At 38.4% G+C, this 18,554-nt stretch carries 14 protein-coding genes and 1 pseudogene; 12 read left to right on the top strand and 3 right to left on the bottom strand.

Features of this window, described 5'->3' with window-relative positions:
• Positions 1-184: 184 nt before the first annotated feature.
• From EO124_RS10405 to EO124_RS10165, 7 genes and pseudogenes are all read left to right on the top strand, one after another.
• Positions 185-2,644 (top strand): annotated as a pseudogene (locus EO124_RS10405) (DNA methyltransferase); the annotation flags it as partial.
• 33 nt (positions 2,645-2,677) lie between these two features.
• Positions 2,678-2,899 carry a type IIL restriction-modification enzyme MmeI gene (locus EO124_RS10400; protein WP_338142094.1) on the top strand — a complete coding sequence of 74 codons (222 nt, stop codon included), beginning with the start codon at positions 2,678-2,680 and terminating at the stop codon, positions 2,897-2,899.
• A complete protein-coding gene (locus tag EO124_RS05190; protein WP_127058640.1) occupies positions 2,892-4,811 on the top strand; it encodes a DEAD/DEAH box helicase in 1,920 nt (639 codons plus the stop codon). The genes EO124_RS10400 and EO124_RS05190 overlap by 8 nt, the downstream gene beginning before the upstream one ends.
• A complete protein-coding gene (locus tag EO124_RS05185) occupies positions 4,808-5,098 on the top strand; it encodes a hypothetical protein (protein ID WP_127058639.1) in 291 nt (96 codons plus the stop codon). Before EO124_RS05190 ends, EO124_RS05185 begins: the two co-directional genes overlap by 4 nt.
• The gene (locus EO124_RS05180; protein WP_127058638.1) at positions 5,091-5,963 is read left to right on the top strand and encodes a GIY-YIG nuclease family protein; all 873 of its coding nucleotides are present in this window, start codon (positions 5,091-5,093) and stop codon (positions 5,961-5,963) included. Before EO124_RS05185 ends, EO124_RS05180 begins: the two co-directional genes overlap by 8 nt.
• A gap of 279 nt (positions 5,964-6,242) precedes the next feature.
• The gene (locus EO124_RS10170; RefSeq protein WP_164726553.1) at positions 6,243-6,410 is read left to right on the top strand and encodes a hypothetical protein; all 168 of its coding nucleotides are present in this window, start codon (positions 6,243-6,245) and stop codon (positions 6,408-6,410) included.
• Positions 6,404-6,550, top strand: coding sequence for a hypothetical protein (locus EO124_RS10165; RefSeq protein ID WP_164726552.1), 147 nt, complete (start codon positions 6,404-6,406; stop codon positions 6,548-6,550). The genes EO124_RS10170 and EO124_RS10165 overlap by 7 nt, the downstream gene beginning before the upstream one ends.
• A gap of 209 nt (positions 6,551-6,759) precedes the next feature.
• On the opposite strand, the gene EO124_RS05175 is transcribed toward EO124_RS10165, so the two are convergent.
• Complete coding sequence (locus EO124_RS05175) at positions 6,760-7,380, bottom strand: DUF2314 domain-containing protein (RefSeq protein ID WP_127058637.1); 621 nt, start codon at positions 7,378-7,380, stop codon at positions 6,760-6,762.
• 32 nt (positions 7,381-7,412) lie between these two features.
• A complete protein-coding gene (locus EO124_RS05170; protein WP_127058636.1) occupies positions 7,413-9,227 on the bottom strand; it encodes an N-6 DNA methylase in 1,815 nt (604 codons plus the stop codon).
• 250 nt (positions 9,228-9,477) lie between these two features.
• Between EO124_RS05170 and EO124_RS05165 the strand changes: the two genes are divergently transcribed.
• From EO124_RS05165 to EO124_RS05145, 5 genes are all read left to right on the top strand, one after another.
• Positions 9,478-10,644 (top strand): DUF2827 family protein, encoded by a 1,167-nt coding sequence (locus EO124_RS05165; RefSeq protein ID WP_127058643.1) that lies wholly within the window; start codon positions 9,478-9,480, stop codon positions 10,642-10,644.
• Between the two features lie 207 nt (positions 10,645-10,851).
• The gene (locus EO124_RS05160) at positions 10,852-11,898 is read left to right on the top strand and encodes a virulence RhuM family protein (protein ID WP_127058635.1); all 1,047 of its coding nucleotides are present in this window, start codon (positions 10,852-10,854) and stop codon (positions 11,896-11,898) included.
• A gap of 145 nt (positions 11,899-12,043) precedes the next feature.
• A complete protein-coding gene (rlmD, locus tag EO124_RS05155) occupies positions 12,044-13,474 on the top strand; it encodes a 23S rRNA (uracil(1939)-C(5))-methyltransferase RlmD (protein WP_127058634.1) in 1,431 nt (476 codons plus the stop codon).
• A gap of 42 nt (positions 13,475-13,516) precedes the next feature.
• A complete protein-coding gene (locus EO124_RS05150; RefSeq protein ID WP_127058633.1) occupies positions 13,517-14,482 on the top strand; it encodes a Fic family protein in 966 nt (321 codons plus the stop codon).
• 210 nt (positions 14,483-14,692) lie between these two features.
• Positions 14,693-16,105, top strand: coding sequence for a glucose/sorbosone family PQQ-dependent dehydrogenase (locus tag EO124_RS05145; RefSeq protein WP_127058632.1), 1,413 nt, complete (start codon positions 14,693-14,695; stop codon positions 16,103-16,105).
• Positions 16,106-16,222: 117 nt separating this feature from the next.
• Here EO124_RS05145 and cooS read toward each other — a convergent pair whose 3' ends face one another.
• A complete protein-coding gene (cooS, locus tag EO124_RS05140; RefSeq protein ID WP_127058631.1) occupies positions 16,223-18,382 on the bottom strand; it encodes an anaerobic carbon-monoxide dehydrogenase catalytic subunit in 2,160 nt (719 codons plus the stop codon).
• Between the last annotated feature and the right edge of the window lie 172 nt (positions 18,383-18,554).

Genomic DNA, 18,554 nt, shown 5'->3' with positions numbered 1-18,554 from the left:
CCATTATTATTAGTTACTAAGTGATAAAAGTATAATTTTTTCTACATAAAATTTTAGATGGTGGTAAGAATCTTTAAATAGGTGGTTGCGATATATGGTGACCAATTATGTGTTGTTAATAATTATACAGTAGGTGTAATAAAGGTTGAGTGTAAAAGTGCATAAATGAAGAAAGGTATTAATTATGGGAAAATTAGATATTGTCTCAATAGAAGATGGCGCCAAAGCATTGGTTAATAATTTGGATAAAACAACTTTCTTTTATGACTTTCTAGCTTTATATGACTTTCCAAAGTCGACATTAACACGGATAAAAAAAAATCATGAGTTTGAAGTGCGAAATAAAGTTCTGTTTATGGAAATTCAGAAGGATCAATCTGTTGTCGCAAAGGTAGTTGAAATTGAGAGTAGTTTAAATAATCGTCGGTCCAAGCCACGGTTTATTATTGTCACTGATTTTCATGAACTGGCAGCTAAAGATTTGATGAACGCCGATACTTTGAATATTAAATTTAAAGAGCTACCTATATATGTTGATTTTTTCTTACCTTGGAATGGTGTTGAAAGAATTGATTATAGTAGAGAAAATCCTGCAGATATTAAAGCCGCAGAGAGATTTACTCGTTTATATGATGAATTAAAAAAGATTAATCAGTTTGATGATCAGACAGTAAAAGAAAAAGAATTTAATCTATTTTTAATTCGATTGTTATTTTTACTATTTGCTGAAGATACAGAAATTATGCCAAAAGGAATTTTGACTTCGGCTATAAAAATGCGATCAGCTGAAGATGGATCTGATTTAAATAATTTATTTAATATAATTTTTTCAAGCCTTGATATCTCTGAACGTGATAGCCAAGATAAATGGTTGCAGGATTTTCCTTATGTGAATGGAAAGCTTTTTACCCAGGCTCATACAGAATTGGTCTTTGACAGAAAAACTAGAAAGCTAATTTTAGAAGCAGGTGAGCTTTTAAATTGGAATGAAATAAATCCTGATATCTTAGGCGCAATGATACAGACTGTAGCTAGTAAAGAACAACGTGCGGTATCAGGTATGCACTATACTAGTGTAGAGAATATTATGAAAGTGATAAGACCTCTTTTTTTAGATGAGTTAGAAAAGAGTTATCAAGATATAATTGAAAAAGTTAATAATAATGAAGATAAGAACATAACAGAGCGGACTCGCCGTGAAAATAGAGCTAATTATTTAAATGAATTATCAAGTTTATATGAACGTATTTCTAAAATTAAATTTTTAGATCCTGCATGTGGATCAGGTAATTTTCTTATTATTACTTATAAAGCGCTTCGACGATTAGAAATTAAGCTTCTCCGTTCTATGCGTGAGATTCGGAAGGATAATACTGTCAATTTTTTTGAGGCATCTAAAATTAATCTTAGCCATTTTTATGGTATTGAATTAGATGACTTTGCTCATGAAGTAGCTAGATTATCTTTGTGGATTGCAGAATATCAGATGAATTTAGAAGCTGAGAGGGAAATCTATTTAAAAGCACCATTTCTTCCATTGCATGATGCAGGAAATATTACGCAAGGTAATGCACTTAGATTGGATTGGAGTGAGATACTGCCTCATGATAAAAATGATGAGGTTTATTTGATTGGAAATCCACCTTATATTGGTTCAAGTTTACAATCCAAAGAGCAAAAGGCTGATCTTAAGATAGCTACTAATTTAGCGAGTAATGTTGGAAAAATGGATTATATTGCTGGTTGGTTTTTTTAAGGTGCTAAATTTATCGATTCTGCAAATTCTAAGCTTGCTTATGTGACTACTAACTCAGTATTTCAAGGAGAACAGGTTGCAATAATTTGGGAACCATTATTAAAGAGTATCTCAATAGATTTTGCATATAGTTCTTTTAAGTGGGGAAATTCTGCTGCAAATAATGCAGGAGTAACAGTTGCCATAGTTGGTTTATCAAATTTGGAAAATACGAGAAAGGAAAAGCAACTTTTTGATGAGAATAATAATAGAGTTATAGTAAGTAATATAAGCCCTTATCTAACAAATGGTAATAATATTATAGTTCATAATAGTAGGAAGTCATTGTCAGGCTTACCACCTATGAGCCGAGGAAATGGTGGCTATGATGGTGGAGGGTTGATTTTTGAAGTGGCGGAATATCAGGACGCTATAAATGCTTTTCCAGAAATAAGACCATTGTTTAGGAAGTATATCAATGGCCAAGAATTTATTCATGGCACATATAGGTATGCCTTGTTTATGAATCAAAAAGAATATAGAAAATTTGCTAATAATCCTGTAATATCTGAACGGATTAAGCGTGTTGAACAATATCGATTATCATCAACGTCGAAACCGACACAAGAATTAGCTAAAACGCCATGGAAATTTGGCGAGACAAAAGATTTTACAGGGCAAGTAATTTTGATTCCTAGAGTTTCATCAGAAAATAGAGAATATATTCCCATGGATATTTTAGATAATAATGAAACAATGGTTTCAGATGCGGTTATAACAATTTACGGTGCGCCCGTATGGTTGCTTGGGTTATTACAATCAAAAATTCATATGATTTGGGTATGTGCAGTTGGAGGTAAACTAAAAACTGATTATCGTTACTCTACAGGATTAGTATATAATACATTTCCAGTTCCAGAACTCTCGTTGAAACGAAAAAAAATGATTGAGGACCAGATTTTTGAGATTCTTGATTTGCGTGAGGAGTTAGGAGGAAGTTTAGCAATTTTATATCATAAAGATACAATGCCGAAACTCCTTCGTGATGCACATCAGAAATTAGATGAAATTGTAGAACGTGCATATAAGGAAACGCCGTTCTCTTCTGATGAAGAAAGATTGAGTTATTTGCTTAGAAGGTATAGGGAGATAAGCAATGAGTAAAATTTTTGAAATTAGATATGGTCAAAAAGGAACATCTGTAAATACTAATAATTTAGGAATGCGAGAAATGCAAGCCCGGGTTTATGAAAAGCGAAATTCTCAACATCTTTTAGTAAAGGCGCCGCCTGCATCTGGTAAATCTCGGGCACTTATGTTTGTTGCACTGGATAAATTGAATAATCAGGGAATAAAGAAAGTCATTATTGCTGTACCTGAGAAATCTATAGGTAAATCTTTTAGAACAACTAATCTTACTCAGTATGGGTTTTATTGGGATTGGGTAGTAAAAGATGAAAATAATTTAACCTCAGTAGGAAGTGCGCAAAGTAAGGTTGGTGCATTTATCGATTTTATGAAATCTACGGATCCATCTGATAATATACTTATTGCAACTCATGCAACACTTAGATATGCCTTTGAACAATTAGATGTTAGTTATTTTGATTATTGTTTGCTGGTGATTGATGAATTTCATCATGTGTCACAGGAAGATAACTCGATATTGGGAATAGTGTTACGAGATGTTCTTCGGAATTCAAAAGCACATGTCTTTGCTATGACGGGGTCGTATTTTAGAGGCGATTCAGTACCGATTTTAGAGCCCAAGGATGAACAGCTTTTTAATCGAGTAACATACACTTATTATGAACAGTTAGAAGGATATAATTATCTTAAGTCCTTTGCGATGGAGTATAAATTTTATCGTGGTCAATATATTGATGCATTGAAAGAAATAGTAGATGAGTTTATTAATAAGAAGACAATTATTCATATCCCTAATGTGAATTCAGGAGAGTCCACAAAAGATAAATATGGAGAAGTAGATTTAATTTTAGATGCTCTTGGCACGTACTTGAGGCAAGATGAGAATGGTATAATTTATATTAAGACTAAGAGTGGAAGAATTCTTAAAGTTGCGGATTTAGTTACAGAGGATGGACGAGATAAAGTTGCCGCTTATTTGGTTCAGATGGATAGAGTCGAAGAATTAGATATAATTATTGCGCTTGGTATGGCAAAAGAAGGGTTTGATTGGCCTTTTGCTGAATATGCATTAACAATTGGCTATAGATCAAGTTTGACAGAAATTGTACAAATTATAGGCCGTATTACTCGAGATTCGTTTAACAAGACAGAGGCTATATTTACAAATTTAATAGCAGAACCTGACGCTGATAGTGAGGAGGTTCAATTTTCCGTTAATAATATTATGAAGGCGATTACGGCAAGTTTGCTAATGGAAAGTGTCTTAGCACCAGTTTTTAAATTTAAACCTAAAGATAAAGAGAATAAGAGTTTGAATGGTGCAGATATATTCCTTCGTGGTTTATCAAAACCATCAACTAGCAGGGTAAAACAAATTATTGAACAAGATATGGTCGAATTAAAAGCATCGATTCTACAAGATGGTGTAGTTCAAGCTGCTATTTCAGCGGGGGCAGATGGGAAAACAATAAATAAACAACTGATTCCTAGAGTGATTGCTACTATGTATCCAGATTTAACTCAGCAAGAGGTAGAGGTAGTTCGGCAATATACTGTTGCGGATCTTACTTTAACCAACGCGAAGAAAGATAAAGATAATAATCAGTTGCTCAAAATGGCTGATAAATTTATTAATATAGATGATTTGAGTATTGATCTTATTGATAGTGTTAATCCGTTCCAAGCCGCTTATGAAGTTATTTCTCGTGATGTAGATACTAAAACCTTACAATTAATTTCCAGAGCTTTTGATGCAAAAAAATTTGAATTTACTAATGATGAACTGAGGATGCTTTACCCGCAGATAAAAGAATTTCAAAGAGAAAAAGGGCGAGCTCCTAGACGTGATGCTCAAGATCTTGATGAACAACGACTTTATTATGCCCTTGCAAAGCTTGCACAATTAAAACAGGAGAGTATGCAATGATAGAAAATTTTGCAACTTTGGAAGATGTTTTTGCAGATGATATTTTTGATAAATTAGTTGCAGAAATAAAACCTAAACGTAATATACCATTGGATCCTGAGATTGAAAAGTTTCAGGAGATTGTAAATTGGATTAAAGAGAATGGAAGAGAGCCAAAGCTGTCAAGAAATTTAATAGAACGTAAGCTTTATTCGAGACTTAAGGGGATAAGGAATAAACCAAGTCAATGGGAAAAGTATAAAGGGTATGACATTCTTAATTTGCTAGGTGGTGGAGAGAATGCATGATGATTTAAGTGATATTTTATCAGATGATAGTTTATTTGAAAATTTGGATATGGATAATCGTCTTTTTTCTAATAAACGTTATAAACGAACTGTTGCTGCTAAAATTAAGTCTAGTCAACGAAAGAAAATGGGACCGGAGTTTGATAAGTTTAAAAAGATTTTTTCTCAAGTACGAGTTGATTTATCGGAGGGGCGTAGAGAAATTAAAGCTTTCGATAATATTACTAGTGGAAATAAAATTAGCAAAAGGAATCCAATTAAGCAAGGGAATTTTTATATAGATAATGGCATTATGCTTTATATTGATAAAATTTATGATACTGAATCAGGTAAGCCCAAATTAGTATCGACTAATCGTAATGATCGAGTTTGTGCAATTTTTGAAAATGGTACAAAGAATGATATGAAGCTATTAAGTTTGATATCTTCTCTTTATGATAAGAAACGTAATGGACGCTTTATAACTGCAAAAAGTGACGAAATATTGAATGAGAATAGTCTGAGTATTACTACGGGATATATATATGTTGTTAAGTATGCAGGTAATGATACCCGTTTCTTAAAAATGCCGAATCTTTATAAAATAGGTTTTGCTAAAAATATTAAGCAGCGACTTGCGAATTCTATAAATGAAGCAACTTATTTGTTTGCACCTGTTACTCTTGTTTGTGCCTTTGAAATACAAAATGTAGATGCTCGAAAAGTGGAAAATTATATGCATCATATGTTAGCAAGTAATAGATTAGATTTGTCTCTGATAGCTCCGAATGGAAAGAACGTAACTGTGAAAGAGTGGTTTATAATAAATTTGGAAGAAATTCACTCTATTATTAATGAAATGATTGTTAAGTTACAAATTGGATAAAATATATTTTTGTGATGCAGTAAATATATTTAGAATGTTATTGTGAGTAATTGTTTTTGTAGAAGTTATTATTAAAAGATGTGAGTGGGACTTTGAATCAATTCTGAATTGCTATATATAAGAGGAACCTTTTGTTTTTTTATATCAGGCAGAGGGATCTTTTTGGTTATTATTTATGAGTAAATGTTTGAACAATTAATTTGTTTACACAAATAGATAGAAAACAGTATACTGACATTATATAGAGTATAATTTAGCGCAAGCAGCAGGGAGGCTGCTATGAGAGATTTAACTCAACAAGAGCGTGAAGTTATGAAAACATGTTTAGGCGTTTCTTATGAAGAATTGTCAAATTTAACTGAAGAAGAATTAGATGCTTTGTACCAAAGAGCGGCTGATTTTGAAGTTGAGGAGGCAGCTCTAAGGAAGAATCGACAGAAATGTTAGAAATTGCGGCTAATATCGTTGATTTTTTTATGAATACTAAGGATAAGGGATTATTGTTTGTGTATGTTGGGGGAAGGGGAGCCTATTATGCAATTTATCATTATAATGACATTATTCATTATAACAACGGCCATATTTAACGTATGGTCAATACCTATATGGGTTGCCATTGCTATTTTTAAAGGAATCAATGAATATATCCTTGAACCGAGAGAACGTAGAAAACGGTTTGGCGAACGTGATTGATATAATAATAGACCGTTGGCCGGTGCATGTTTCCGGTATTTTGCCAAATAAAAAGGCCCTTGCAGGGGCCTTTTTTATTTATGTTATTATAGGTTTTTGGAAATTACCGTATAAACACAGCAGCGAAAAATCCGTCTTTGACTTCCAGTAGATTAAAGACTACTTTTTCGTTTTTGTGAATATCGGGGATGTTTTGAGGTTCGTTTAATAAGGTTCCAAAGAAACGTGGAGGGCGACAATCTTCGCAGCGGACCCAACAATATTCAGGCTCTTTTTCCTCGTCGTAGAATATGACGGCTACATCATCGGGATAGTCGAAATGACGATAGGGGTCCAACTCTTTAATTTTGCGACATAATTCTACACCTTTTGAAGCTTTGTAGAAATCATGGATTTGCTCAACTTTTTCATCGTAAATATCCGCAGCCAACTTGTTAAGTAAAATAATCTCTTCTTCGCCGATTGATTCAGAGCGAAGTTTGACTGAGATTTCATCGGTGCCGGCAAATAAGGTTGTCGTTTCGTTGTCGTGAAACGCGGCACATAGGACTTCAAAGGTGAGCCCCGCTTCGTGGTCGATATAGCCGTAGAGAAGTAGTGCATTGGCCTCTTCGGCGTTAGGAAAATTGGCTATAATTTCTGAAAATTTCGAGTCATCGGGCTCGAGTGGCAGCAGTATAAATTGGTGAAATACATCGCGGAACGAGTGTTCGTACAATTTCATAGTGCATAACCTCCCTTTAATATTTTGTACTACTACAGGACAGTCTCGATGAGCTGTTCCTTTTCTTTTTTCAAGGTGTTTAAACTTTCTTGAATCTGGCGTTCTTTTTTTAATAGTTTTTTATATTTATCCACCAGTTTATCCTGTACGGCGGGCTCAATTAAAGGAATCTTTAACTCTTTTAAATCGCTAATGCTTAATGTACTGGTTTTAGTGCCGCGTGAAAGTTGATCCAGCTGTTTTTTTGCCATAGCCGAATTTAAATACATCCATAAAAAGAGCGGATTAATTTTTGCTTTGTTGATTTGCAAAAAATAGGTGTTGCCGTTAGAAAATACTTTTTTATTTTCCACAGTTGTCACATAGCCGGTTTTAAACGGCAGTAATTTGCTCATGACAATAGTGTTGTCGTCGATGGACTTTTTTTTCAAAATCTCGTCTGTTTCTGCCAGCGAGGTTATTTCCGTAAGACTGATGACATTGTTGTTTAAATTTTTAGGGGTAATATATTTAACCGAATTATCATCGGTCACCAGTTCGTCCAGTTCTTGGGCATTTAATAGAACGCCGCGGTTAATTTTGCATACGTCTTTTAAAAAAATATGTTCCGTCGCCGGGAAGGTTTCGCCCAAATGGCGCGACGGGGCGAGATTATAGTTGGATTCGGCCAACTCTTTAGGGGATACAAAATTAATGATTCCCCGGTATTTTGGGGCGAGTTCGTCTACATGACTTCGATTGGTAATTAAATAGATGATATCTTCAATATCCTCGGCAGACAGACTGGATTTGCGCCGCCCGGTTGTTCTGAACTCGCCGGCATCAATCATACGGACTGTTTCATTGTATTTTGAAAAAATCCATAATATTGACGGTATATTTGTGCCCGGTAATAGGTTTTCAGATAATTGGACAACACATTCTACTAATCCTTGTTGCACTAAATTTCGCCGGATTTCGCTATATGTTTCCGTTGAGGCAGCTCCGTTAGTAGTGATAGCGTAGAGTCGCTTTTCATCAGCTAAATCATCTAAGGCTCTCAGTATAAAAGGCCATTCGCTCTTATACGCGCTGGGCCCCATAATTTCAGCAAAGCGGGGCAATGTCGGTACTCGAAGACCTTTGTTATTTTCAAAAAACTCATCAATCATGACACCGAATGGAGGATGGATGATAGCGGAATGCGGTTGTTTGGCAGAAACATCGCGGAAGTTATTAAAAATACTTCGATGTCTGTCTTCTTCGTAAAACATATTGCCAAAGTGCAATTTAATAGTTGGCTCGTGTGGTAGGAGGGACAGTCTGAGTTTGGTAACGACATAGCACTCCGGATTGATTTCGATTCCCTCTAGCGATTGCGCGTTGCCGTATAGTGCGGCGGATAGTAGGAATTGCCCGTAACCAAAGCCCCAATCGTAGATGGACGTTTCGTTTTTTACAAGTTCGACGAGCAACCTGTTTAGGCTGCGGCCGCTGTCGAAAGCGGCGTCTTTTTTGCCGTTAGGATCGGCAAACATCAAATAAGTTAGCAGTTGCAGAGCAGTGCAGCTTCGTAGGGCTGAATACATCGGGCCGTATGACTCCGGATTGTTGCTTTGATAATAGTCTGCCGCCGACTCCAGCGCTTTGGTGACAAAAGAGTCGTTTAGCTGAGATTTGAGCTGAAAAAAGGCGGTTTTGATTCTTGAATTATCTACTTTGCTTACCAGCGTTAAAGCCACTATAAATATGGAGTCCTGAAAACTCGCGATGGCGAACGGTTTGAGTATATCTTCTACTTTTGCGATGTATTCGTTAGTTCTGTCTGTGTTTTGCAGTTTTAACTCTGCGAAAAGCGATTCGAACATGGAAGACCTCCTTTTATTAATCGGTATAGTTGTATTACTTTTGCTCACTTTTATTGTAGCTACTTATCTATTTAAAGTCAAAGGTTTTTAATAACCAACGTCTTGGGAGATAGAATTCAAATAAACGATTTGTGTATTTGAATAAAGTTTTACGGAAAAAAGCGTTATGTAAGCTATAATATGTGATATATTAATATAAAATACATCATATTTTAATCTAGTTACGATGAATAACAAAAAGGATATTTATATGGGTTTAGGTAAGAATAATAGTGGAAATAACTCAAACAGACAAGGGCTTCGCATCGGCATCACATTTTTCTGGGGATCAACGTACAAACACATATGGTCCAATGGGGCCGGTCAAAATATGTATTTTTTACGTGAAATGCTCGCCCAAATTGACGGTGTTGACGATGTATACTTCGTGTTCTGGGGGAATGATTTAAAGACATTGCCTAAAGAACTGGAAATCGAGGCTATGGGCGTCGATATTTTCCCATACGAAGAAGTTGTGAAAACGACTGATGTCTTGATTGAAGGTACGCTTACGTTAGAACCAAAGTATGAAAAAGAATTCCGCAAATATGGCGCTAAAATTGTTACTTTCCGCATGGGTAGCGATTTTATCATGGATATGGAAAAATTCGTGAATAAAAAGGATGGCGGTCGCGGTTTTAACGGTTGCACGTTTGATCAAGTCTGGTTAATACCGCAAGTATATAAGACTAACAAAGACTATTTGGAAGTCATGACCGGCACAAAAGCTTACAAAGTGCCACATGTGTGGAGCCCATTCTTTTTTGACCGACAAGTGGCTAACCTGCAAGACGGTTTGAGTTTTGGTTATAATCCCGACAAGTCAAAACGGGGCCGTCGCATAACCGTGATTGAGCCGAATATATCGGTTCTAAAAAATTGCTATACGCCGGTCCTCATTGCCGAGGCCGCCTATAAAAAAGATCCGGAGGCTATTTCCCACGTGTATTTGTGTAACACCTATGATGTACGAGATATTTCCGGTTTTCACAATTTTATCGGTTATACCACACTGGTAAAAAACAATGTTATGACCGTTGAAACTAGACATCTATTGCCGTACTTTTTGTCGCGTTACACCGATATTATGCTGGCTTTTCAGTGGGAACTGGGGCTTAATTATACTTACTACGAAGCCCTTTATGGCAATTATCCGTTAGTGCATAATTCGCCGATTTTGCTTGATGCGGGCGTTGGTTTTTACTATCCGGAATTTGATGCTCAACGAGGGGCCGATGTATTACTCGACGTAATTAACAATTACGATGCTCAAATTGAAATTCATAAGAAACACAATCAGGCGTTTTTAGAAACTTTGTCGCCATACAATCCGGCGGTATATAGTGAGTACGAAAAATTATTGAAACAGTTGTTTTAGAGAAAATTTCATATAGACAAATATTCAAATACACGGTAGCTGTGCATTAAGGTAAATCCTCTTAAAAATGCACGGATTCCGTGTATTTTGTTGTATAATAGAACTAATAAATGAGTACCATTAGATTTGATAACGATGATAATTAATAAGCAGATTACGTGTATAATTCATAGTAAAAAGAATTGGTTATAGGGAGGAAGAATTGATTTGAAAAAGGAGAAGGATAATATAAATATTCGCTCCAGTGCTGCAGAATATCTAACTTATGTTGCGACTATTGGTGATGCACAAGATAGTATTGAGATGCGTTACGAAGATGAAAATATATGGTTAACACAGAAGATGATAGCTACATTGTATAATGTGGATGTACGTACTATTAATGAGCATATAAAAAATATCTATTTAGATTCGGAGCTTGAGGAAGAATCAACTATCCGGAAATTCCGGATAGTTCAAATTGAAGGGGGACGTCAAGTTACACGGACTACAAAGCATTATAATCTTCAAATGATTATTTCTGTAGGTTTTAAAGTAAATAATGAGCGTGCAGTACAGTTTCGTAAGTGGGCCAATAGTATTGTCAAAGCCTATACAATTAAAGGCTGGGTCATGGACAATGAACGTTTAAAGAATAGTGGTTCGGTACTTACATTAGAGTATTTTGACCGTTTATTAGAAGAGATTCGTGAGATTCGTTTATCCGAACGAAGATTTTATCAAAAGATAACAGATATTTATGCAACGGCACTTGATTATGATCGTACAGCAAAAACGACAAAGAGTTTTTTTGCCAAAGTCCAGAATAAAATGCATTTTGCAGTACATGGGCATACTGCGGCAGAGTTAATTTATGAGAGGGCTGATGCAGAGAAACCACATATGGGACTTACTACGTGGGCAGCAGCTCCAAATGGCAAAATCGTAAAAAGTGATGTGAGTATTGCTAAGAATTATTTAAGTGAACAAGAAATGCGTTCATTGGAACGTATTGTTTCTGCTTATTTGGACTTAGCAGAGGACCGAGCAGAACGTCATATACCAATGACTATGGAAGATTGGTCAAAACGCCTTGACTTATTTTTAATGGCAGATGATAGAATGATTCTTCAGGATGCAGGAAGGATTACGGCAGAAATTGCCAAAGAAAAAGCGGAGACAGAATTTGAAAAATATCGTGTAGTACAAGATAAGCTGTTCTTGTCTGATTTTGATAAGTATATACTTGAATTAGAAAGCCATAAAAAGAAATAGTACTATGTATTCTTTTATAAAGCATTGAAAATTTATAGTTTCTATTGCCTATTTATAAGAGGGGCTTGGGATTCGTTACCAACATTTGTTGTATAATAGAACTAAGTAATTTTAAATTTTCTTACAGTGAGAAAGGATAATCATCATGAAACAGAATGTGCCTGTAGCAAAGGGCCAAGTCTATGAAATTGCAATTGAAAGTTTAGGTAACAGCGGCGAAGGCGTGGGCCGTTATGAAGGCTTTACGGTATTTGTACCGTTTGCCCTCCCCGGGGAACTTATCAGCGCCCGCATTACGCTGGTGAAAAAGAATTATGCGGTGGGGACGTTGGTGGATATTTTAGAACCGTCGCCACATCGTATTGAACCGGTTTGTCCGGTATACGGCACTTGTGGCGGTTGTACCTTGCAACATGTGACCTATGAAGAACAATTGCGTTTGAAAACCCAGAAAGTGCGCGATATTATGGAGCGTATTGGCAAAACCGATCCGGATTTAGTACAGCCTGCGTTAGGGCCTAAGCAACCATGGCATTATCGGAATAAAATGCAGATTCCGGTAGGCTGGGGCGTTGATTCTGCCACTAAATTAAAGGGCGAAACAGGCAAAACTCAGGCGAAGGTAGCTAATGAATTAAAACCGGTGCTGGGTTTTTACGCCATGGGCTCGCATGACATTGTGCCTTGCACCAATTGTGCCATTCAGAATGATGGGAACAATCAGATTGCCACTGTTTGTGAGCGATTAATCCGTGAAACCGGACTCATCCCGTATAATGAAGTAACCGGCGAGGGCGTGATTCGTCACATTATCGGCCGTATCGGTGAAAATGGCTGGATGGTTATCATCGTTAGCACAGCGAAAACTTTACCGCAAGCGGATTACTGGATTTCTGAGATTCGCAAAAACTTGCCGCAAGTTACGAGTATTGTACTCAATCATAACCCTCGCAAAACGAATGTAATCATGGGTCGAGACTGCACCTTGCTTTGGGGTGATGAAACTATCAGCGACACGATTGATGATTTAAAATTCAGATTATCGCCGCATTCGTTTTTCCAAGTCAATCCGGAACAAACACTCGTATTATATAAAAAAGCGTTGGAATTTGCTAATTTAACCGGTGAAGAAACGGTTATCGATGCGTACTGCGGTACCGGTACGATTTCTCTGTTTTTGGCAAAACAGGCGAAACATGTGATCGGCATTGAAATAGTGGAACCCGCTATCGTGGACGCTAAAGCTAATGCGAAGCGAAACGGTATTACTAATGTTGAATTCATTGCCGCTGATGCGGCGAAAGAAATGCCGAATCTTGTAAAACGCGGTGTTAAAGCCGATGTGGTTGTATTTGATCCGATTCGTGCGGGCTGTAAAGAAGAAGTCTTAAAAGCGGCGGCCACCATGAAACCGAAACATATGGTGTATGTATCCTGTAATCCTGCCTCCATGGCACGCGATATTTGTGTACTTCGTGAGCTCGGCTATGAAGTGCAAACCGTGCAACCGGTGGATATGTTCCCGATGACGGCACATGTTGAGGCCGTGGCTTTAATAACGAGAGTCGAAGATTAGTGATTGAAATGAGTCAATGTTAATCTAATGATGAGGTGATGTATGGTGCCGAAAAAATCGTATGAAGATACAATTGAACATACCTTTGAAAACACAAAAGCTGTGTCGGACCAAGATCCCTTTAAAGAATATATAAGAGAATCCGAACCGGCTAAGCGTGAAAAAGGTTATGTATGGCAGACGGCTATCGGCTTACAGGCGGTTGATGGCTTACAGCCTTCAAAGTATTTATTGGATACGGCGATTCGAAATATTGAGGGTGAGATTTCTTTTGAAGAGGCTCAGCAACTTTTGCAAAATTATTACGAGGAGAAGCCGAACACGGATGCGTCGAATCGGACGGAAGAAGCCGATAAGGTTTCGGCTCGTATTGCGGCACTTCTTTCGGAACGTGCGTTCAGCTTTACCCCAAATGAGTATATGGTAATTCATAAAGAACTTTTTACCGGTATCTACCCTCATGCAGGGACATATCGTGATTATAATATTACCAAAAAGGAATGGGTGCTGAACGGAGCAACCGTTCTTTACGCCAGTGCTTCAGAACTACGGGCGACGCTGGAGTACGATTTTTCACAAGAAAAAAAGTTTTCCTATAAAAATCTGTCGATGGATGAGATTATCCGCCATCTTGCCGCGTTTGTAGCCGGCTTGTGGCAAATTCATGTATTTGGCGAAGGAAATACACGTACAACTGCTGTATTTTTTATTAAATATTTGCGCACATTGGGTTTTGACGTTACGAACGATATTTTTGCCAAAAATGCTTGGTATTTCAGAAATGCGTTGGTTAGGGCCAATTATAACGATTTGAAAAACGGTGTTTTCGAAACAACAGAATTCCTTGAATTGTTCTTAAGAAATTTATTGCTTGACGAAGAAAATCTATTACAGAATCGGGCAATGCATATTGGCAATATCTTAAAAGAAGAAGACGTACCTTATATTACGGAAGAATATTCTAAGGCTAAAGTTGAAGAATCATATGAGATAGAGTCAATAAAATAAACTATAGACACTTTCGCTTAGGTGTTCAGTATACAAGTAACTATTTTTTATTTATAATAATAAGAGATATGAATAAAATGTGAAGTACAGCTTACCGACTCAAAATTCGGAAAGACTTCACGATTCAGGATGGTTACAGGCTATCTCTTGTCGGATATAGTTGATTAGAGTAGCTAAGTATGAAGGACTTTTATGTGAAAGGAGAACCGTATGAAGAAGTTAGCAGCATTAGTACTTTGTGGCCTTTGTGCCATTACAACAACAGCAGGTTTTAATATGGTGGCTGAAGCAGCACATGGAGACAAGGTAAATATTGCAGCGCCTTTCAAGGCGACTGTCCTTGTAGATGGCCTCGGTTCTCCATGGGAAGTCCTTTGGGGACCGGACAATTCGTTGTGGGTAACAGAACGTCAGGCAAAATCGATTTCGAAGGTTGATCCAAACACAGGTAAGCATAAGGTGCTCTACACCTTTAATAATGCCGTTGCAGCGCCGCCTCATCAAGGGGTTCTGGGGCTCGCCTTGGATCCACAGTTCCTTAAAGGGAATAACTATGTCTACACGGCCTATACGTATGAAGTAAATGGTGAAAAGCATGCCCGTATTGTCCGTATGACCTATGATGCCAAGACCGAAACACTTCGTGATGAAACGGGTATCCTCGATAATTTGCCGGCTAGCGTTGACCATAACTCCGGTCGTCTGCGTTTTGGACCGGATGGTAAGCTTTACTACACCATTGGTGACCAAGGGAATAATCAGGGCACTCGTGTAGCCAAGGAAATCCAGGCACAGATGTTACCAACGGCAGAGCAGGTAGCCGCTAATGATTATAGCCTCTATCCGGGCAAAATCTTGCGTCTCAATGTAGATGGGTCCATTCCTTCAGATAACCCTGTATTAAATGGTGTCCAAAGTCATGTATATGCCTATGGATTCCGCAATACCCAGGGTCTGGCCTTTGTTGGTGATAAACTCTTTGCCACAGAACATGGTCCGTCTACGGATGATGAACTGAATCTCATTGAAAAAGGTGGTAACTATGGCTGGCCGTATGTGGCCGGTTATAGAGATAATGAATCCTATGTTTACGCCAACTATTCCCAGGCTTCCAAAGAATTGCAGGCAAAATTTGATTCAAACAATATTCCGGCAGGCGTTCCGATTCAGTTGGAAACAGACTTTAATGCTCCGAACCTTAAAGATCCGCTCAAATCCTTTAATGTTGTTCGCAATGGCTATGATTTTGCCGATGAAACCTATGCACCACTTTACTATGTAGGGTGGCCAACTATTGCTCCTTCCAGTGTTGCCTACTATCCGGCAGACGGGAAGATTACAGAGTGGCAGAATTCCTTGCTCATTACGACTCTTAAGAATGGTGCCATTTATCGTGTGAAACTTGATGGTAAAAGTGAACAGGTTCAGGGCGATGTAGAAAAATTGTTCAAGACTAATAACCGTTACCGCAATGTGCTCGTAAGCCCAGATACTATAAAAATCTACGTTGCTACGGATAATGGCGGTAATGCGCTTGGTAAAGATGGCAAGCCAATTACCGAAATGGAAAATAAGGGCGCCATCATCGTGATTGAATATACGGGAGATAAGACGGACAAATAAAGAGACTGATTCTTTGTATTACACAGTAAAAAGTAGTATGTGCAATTTTTGCACATACTACTTTTTTTTATATACTAGCTTTTTCAGTTTTCATAAAAGTTTAAGGGAATTACTTTTCTAGTCCCAGCCCAACTTACGACGTTTTTCTTCTATGCCGGCAATAATCTGTTTTGCCAAGGCTTTTGGTTCTGTATTAACAGTCATAACAGAGCCGAGCATGTCTTTCGTGTCGTGTTTTAAGAAGTTTTCCACATTAGTAGAACCTTGTACCGGTGGTTCTACGCAGTGGTAGGAGTCGATACCGAACATGCGGAACGCAAGGGAGGCGTCGAGACCTTTTTCGTTGGACCATTCAGGACTGGTGAAGGCGTACGGCATATCTTTAATGTCTTTGCCCGCTGCCTGAGCGACGCCGGCTAAAACAGTAGATACACGCGTGTTGTCTACGCATTCGCCTACATGCCATACCGGTGGCAATTTACCGCCCAAGAATTCCTGTAAGGATTTACCGGCTTTGGAAGCGCCGTCTTTACTGCAATAACCCAATTTTAAGAGTGGGAAGGATGCACAGCCATTTGTGAAAAGTAAAATGTTGTTTTTAATCAACTCATCGGCAATGTCCACGATAGCGCGTTCATAGATAACGCGAGGGTTGTTACAGCCAACGATGTTAACCATACCTTTGATTTGACCACTCTTCAAAGCGTCTACAAAAGCACCGAAGCCATTGAATTCTTCAGCAATGTTTTCAGCATTGAAACCTACATCGGCGGTTACTTCGTATGGTGGAATGAAAACAGGCATATCGCGACGATTAGCGAAGCTTTCGATAGCACGGGTTACGATTTTGCGCGCTAATTTTTCAGTATCTTCAATGTTGGAATGATGATGATCGTACGCATAATGTTCGGCGCCAGGGAGACGAGCTGCATCGTTAGTAGTAACGACCGTTGTTTTGAAACAACGAGCCACATCCATAATGGCAGGGAATACGTCCTGTACATCGGCTACCCATAAATCAAGGGCACCGGTACCTAAAACGAGTTCGGCACCAACAGCGTTTGACAATGGAATAACGCCTTCGTAGCGGTACATAGCGGACAAGCAGGAACAGCATACGCCGTAGAACTGAATCCCTTCGGCACCATGGGCTTTGGCCATGTCGATGAATTCCTGGGTGCGACCGACACGAACGATTTCGCTCACTAAGGTTGGCAAATGACCGTGAACGGCAATATTAACATAGCCTTTTTTCAAAGCACCGACATTTACTTTTGAAGTAGCGCGATGACCGATACCGAAGAGAACGTCAGTAGCAATATCGGCAGCTACTACGCCGGTGTAGCAGAAAGCGAGACCGCAACGCAAGAATTGTTTCATAATGCTTTCCCAATCGCCGTCGGTACCGCAGCCGGTACGGTGGTAAGCATCGAATACTTCGTTATAAGCACTGATTGGAATAATGTCCAAATCCTGCCAAACTTTTTGGCGTTCAGCCGGCGCCAAAGCTTTGATGGCTTCATAGTCATCCGGCGTTGGACGAGATAAGTCGGCCAAGAGAACATCCGCCAATTTGCCGGCTAAGGCTTTAACATCATCCGTGTCGTCAGGGATACCGAAGGCTTTGCAAACTTGGTGTAATTTTTCAACACCAATAATCGGTAAATTTAAACGGCCTTCAGCAACAAATTTCAAGGATAAAATAACTTCACGAGCGTGCGCACCGTGTTGAGCTACGCCGGCAGCGGCACTGCGCAATAAGTTACGGGATACGATGAGGTCTGCATCGGCACCGCAGACCCCGCGAGGTGCTTGTGGTGTAATCTTACATGGGCCCATGTTACAGATTTTACAGCAGACACCGGCTAAACCGAAGGTACATTGTGGTTTTTGTTTGTCAAAACGATCGAAAGTAGTATCGCAACCGATTTGTTCCATGCGAAGAATCATTTCGCGTACAGCTGGATCCGGCGTTTTGTCCAAAACATCTTGTTTGGAGGCAAAGGTTTTGCGATATTCCGCAACGGCTTTCATATAGTCGTTAACATCACCATGTACATGGGGATGACTGTGGTCATGCGGATGTACATGGTCGGCGAGACAACCATGTTGATGGTCGTGGTCGTGTGCGTGATCATGAGCGTGTTCATGAGCGTGTTCATGAGTATGAGGATGATGGTGGTCATGGTCATGATCGTGAAGATGCTCATGATTGTGGTGGTGATCATGGTTATGATCGTGAACGTGCTTTTCTTGTTGATTGTCGTGTTCAGACATAAGGATTCACTTCCTTTAAGTGTAAAAAGAATAGTACTTACTACCGACTTGTTGCTACTTTAAGTATAGAACTACTTCAGCGTTTTATCAAGAAAAAATTTACTTGAAATAAACAAATGTTTTTATATGATGTATGTTTTGTAGGAGTTAAAAATGATAGCTAAAGAATGAT

The organism is Veillonella ratti (genome assembly GCF_003992115.1).
Lineage (GTDB): Bacteria > Bacillota > Negativicutes > Veillonellales > Veillonellaceae > Veillonella_A > Veillonella_A ratti.
Note: the sequence above shows the minus strand (reverse complement) of the source record. Positions and strands in the feature narration are given on the sequence as shown.

Coding starts and splice junctions, on each gene's coding strand:
- EO124_RS10400 (WP_338142094.1), top strand. CDS start 2,678: ATGATTGAGGACCAGATTTTTGAGATTCTTGATTTGCGTGAGGAGTTA.
- EO124_RS05190 (WP_127058640.1), top strand. CDS start 2,892: ATGAGTAAAATTTTTGAAATTAGATATGGTCAAAAAGGAACATCTGTA.
- EO124_RS05185 (WP_127058639.1), top strand. CDS start 4,808: ATGATAGAAAATTTTGCAACTTTGGAAGATGTTTTTGCAGATGATATT.
- EO124_RS05180 (WP_127058638.1), top strand. CDS start 5,091: ATGCATGATGATTTAAGTGATATTTTATCAGATGATAGTTTATTTGAA.
- EO124_RS10170 (WP_164726553.1), top strand. CDS start 6,243: ATGAGAGATTTAACTCAACAAGAGCGTGAAGTTATGAAAACATGTTTA.
- EO124_RS10165 (WP_164726552.1), top strand. CDS start 6,404: ATGTTAGAAATTGCGGCTAATATCGTTGATTTTTTTATGAATACTAAG.
- EO124_RS05175 (WP_127058637.1), bottom strand. CDS start 7,380: ATGAAATTGTACGAACACTCGTTCCGCGATGTATTTCACCAATTTATA.
- EO124_RS05170 (WP_127058636.1), bottom strand. CDS start 9,227: ATGTTCGAATCGCTTTTCGCAGAGTTAAAACTGCAAAACACAGACAGA.
- EO124_RS05165 (WP_127058643.1), top strand. CDS start 9,478: ATGGGTTTAGGTAAGAATAATAGTGGAAATAACTCAAACAGACAAGGG.
- rlmD (WP_127058634.1), top strand. CDS start 12,044: ATGAAACAGAATGTGCCTGTAGCAAAGGGCCAAGTCTATGAAATTGCA.
- EO124_RS05150 (WP_127058633.1), top strand. CDS start 13,517: ATGGTGCCGAAAAAATCGTATGAAGATACAATTGAACATACCTTTGAA.
- EO124_RS05145 (WP_127058632.1), top strand. CDS start 14,693: ATGAAGAAGTTAGCAGCATTAGTACTTTGTGGCCTTTGTGCCATTACA.
- cooS (WP_127058631.1), bottom strand. CDS start 18,382: ATGTCTGAACACGACAATCAACAAGAAAAGCACGTTCACGATCATAAC.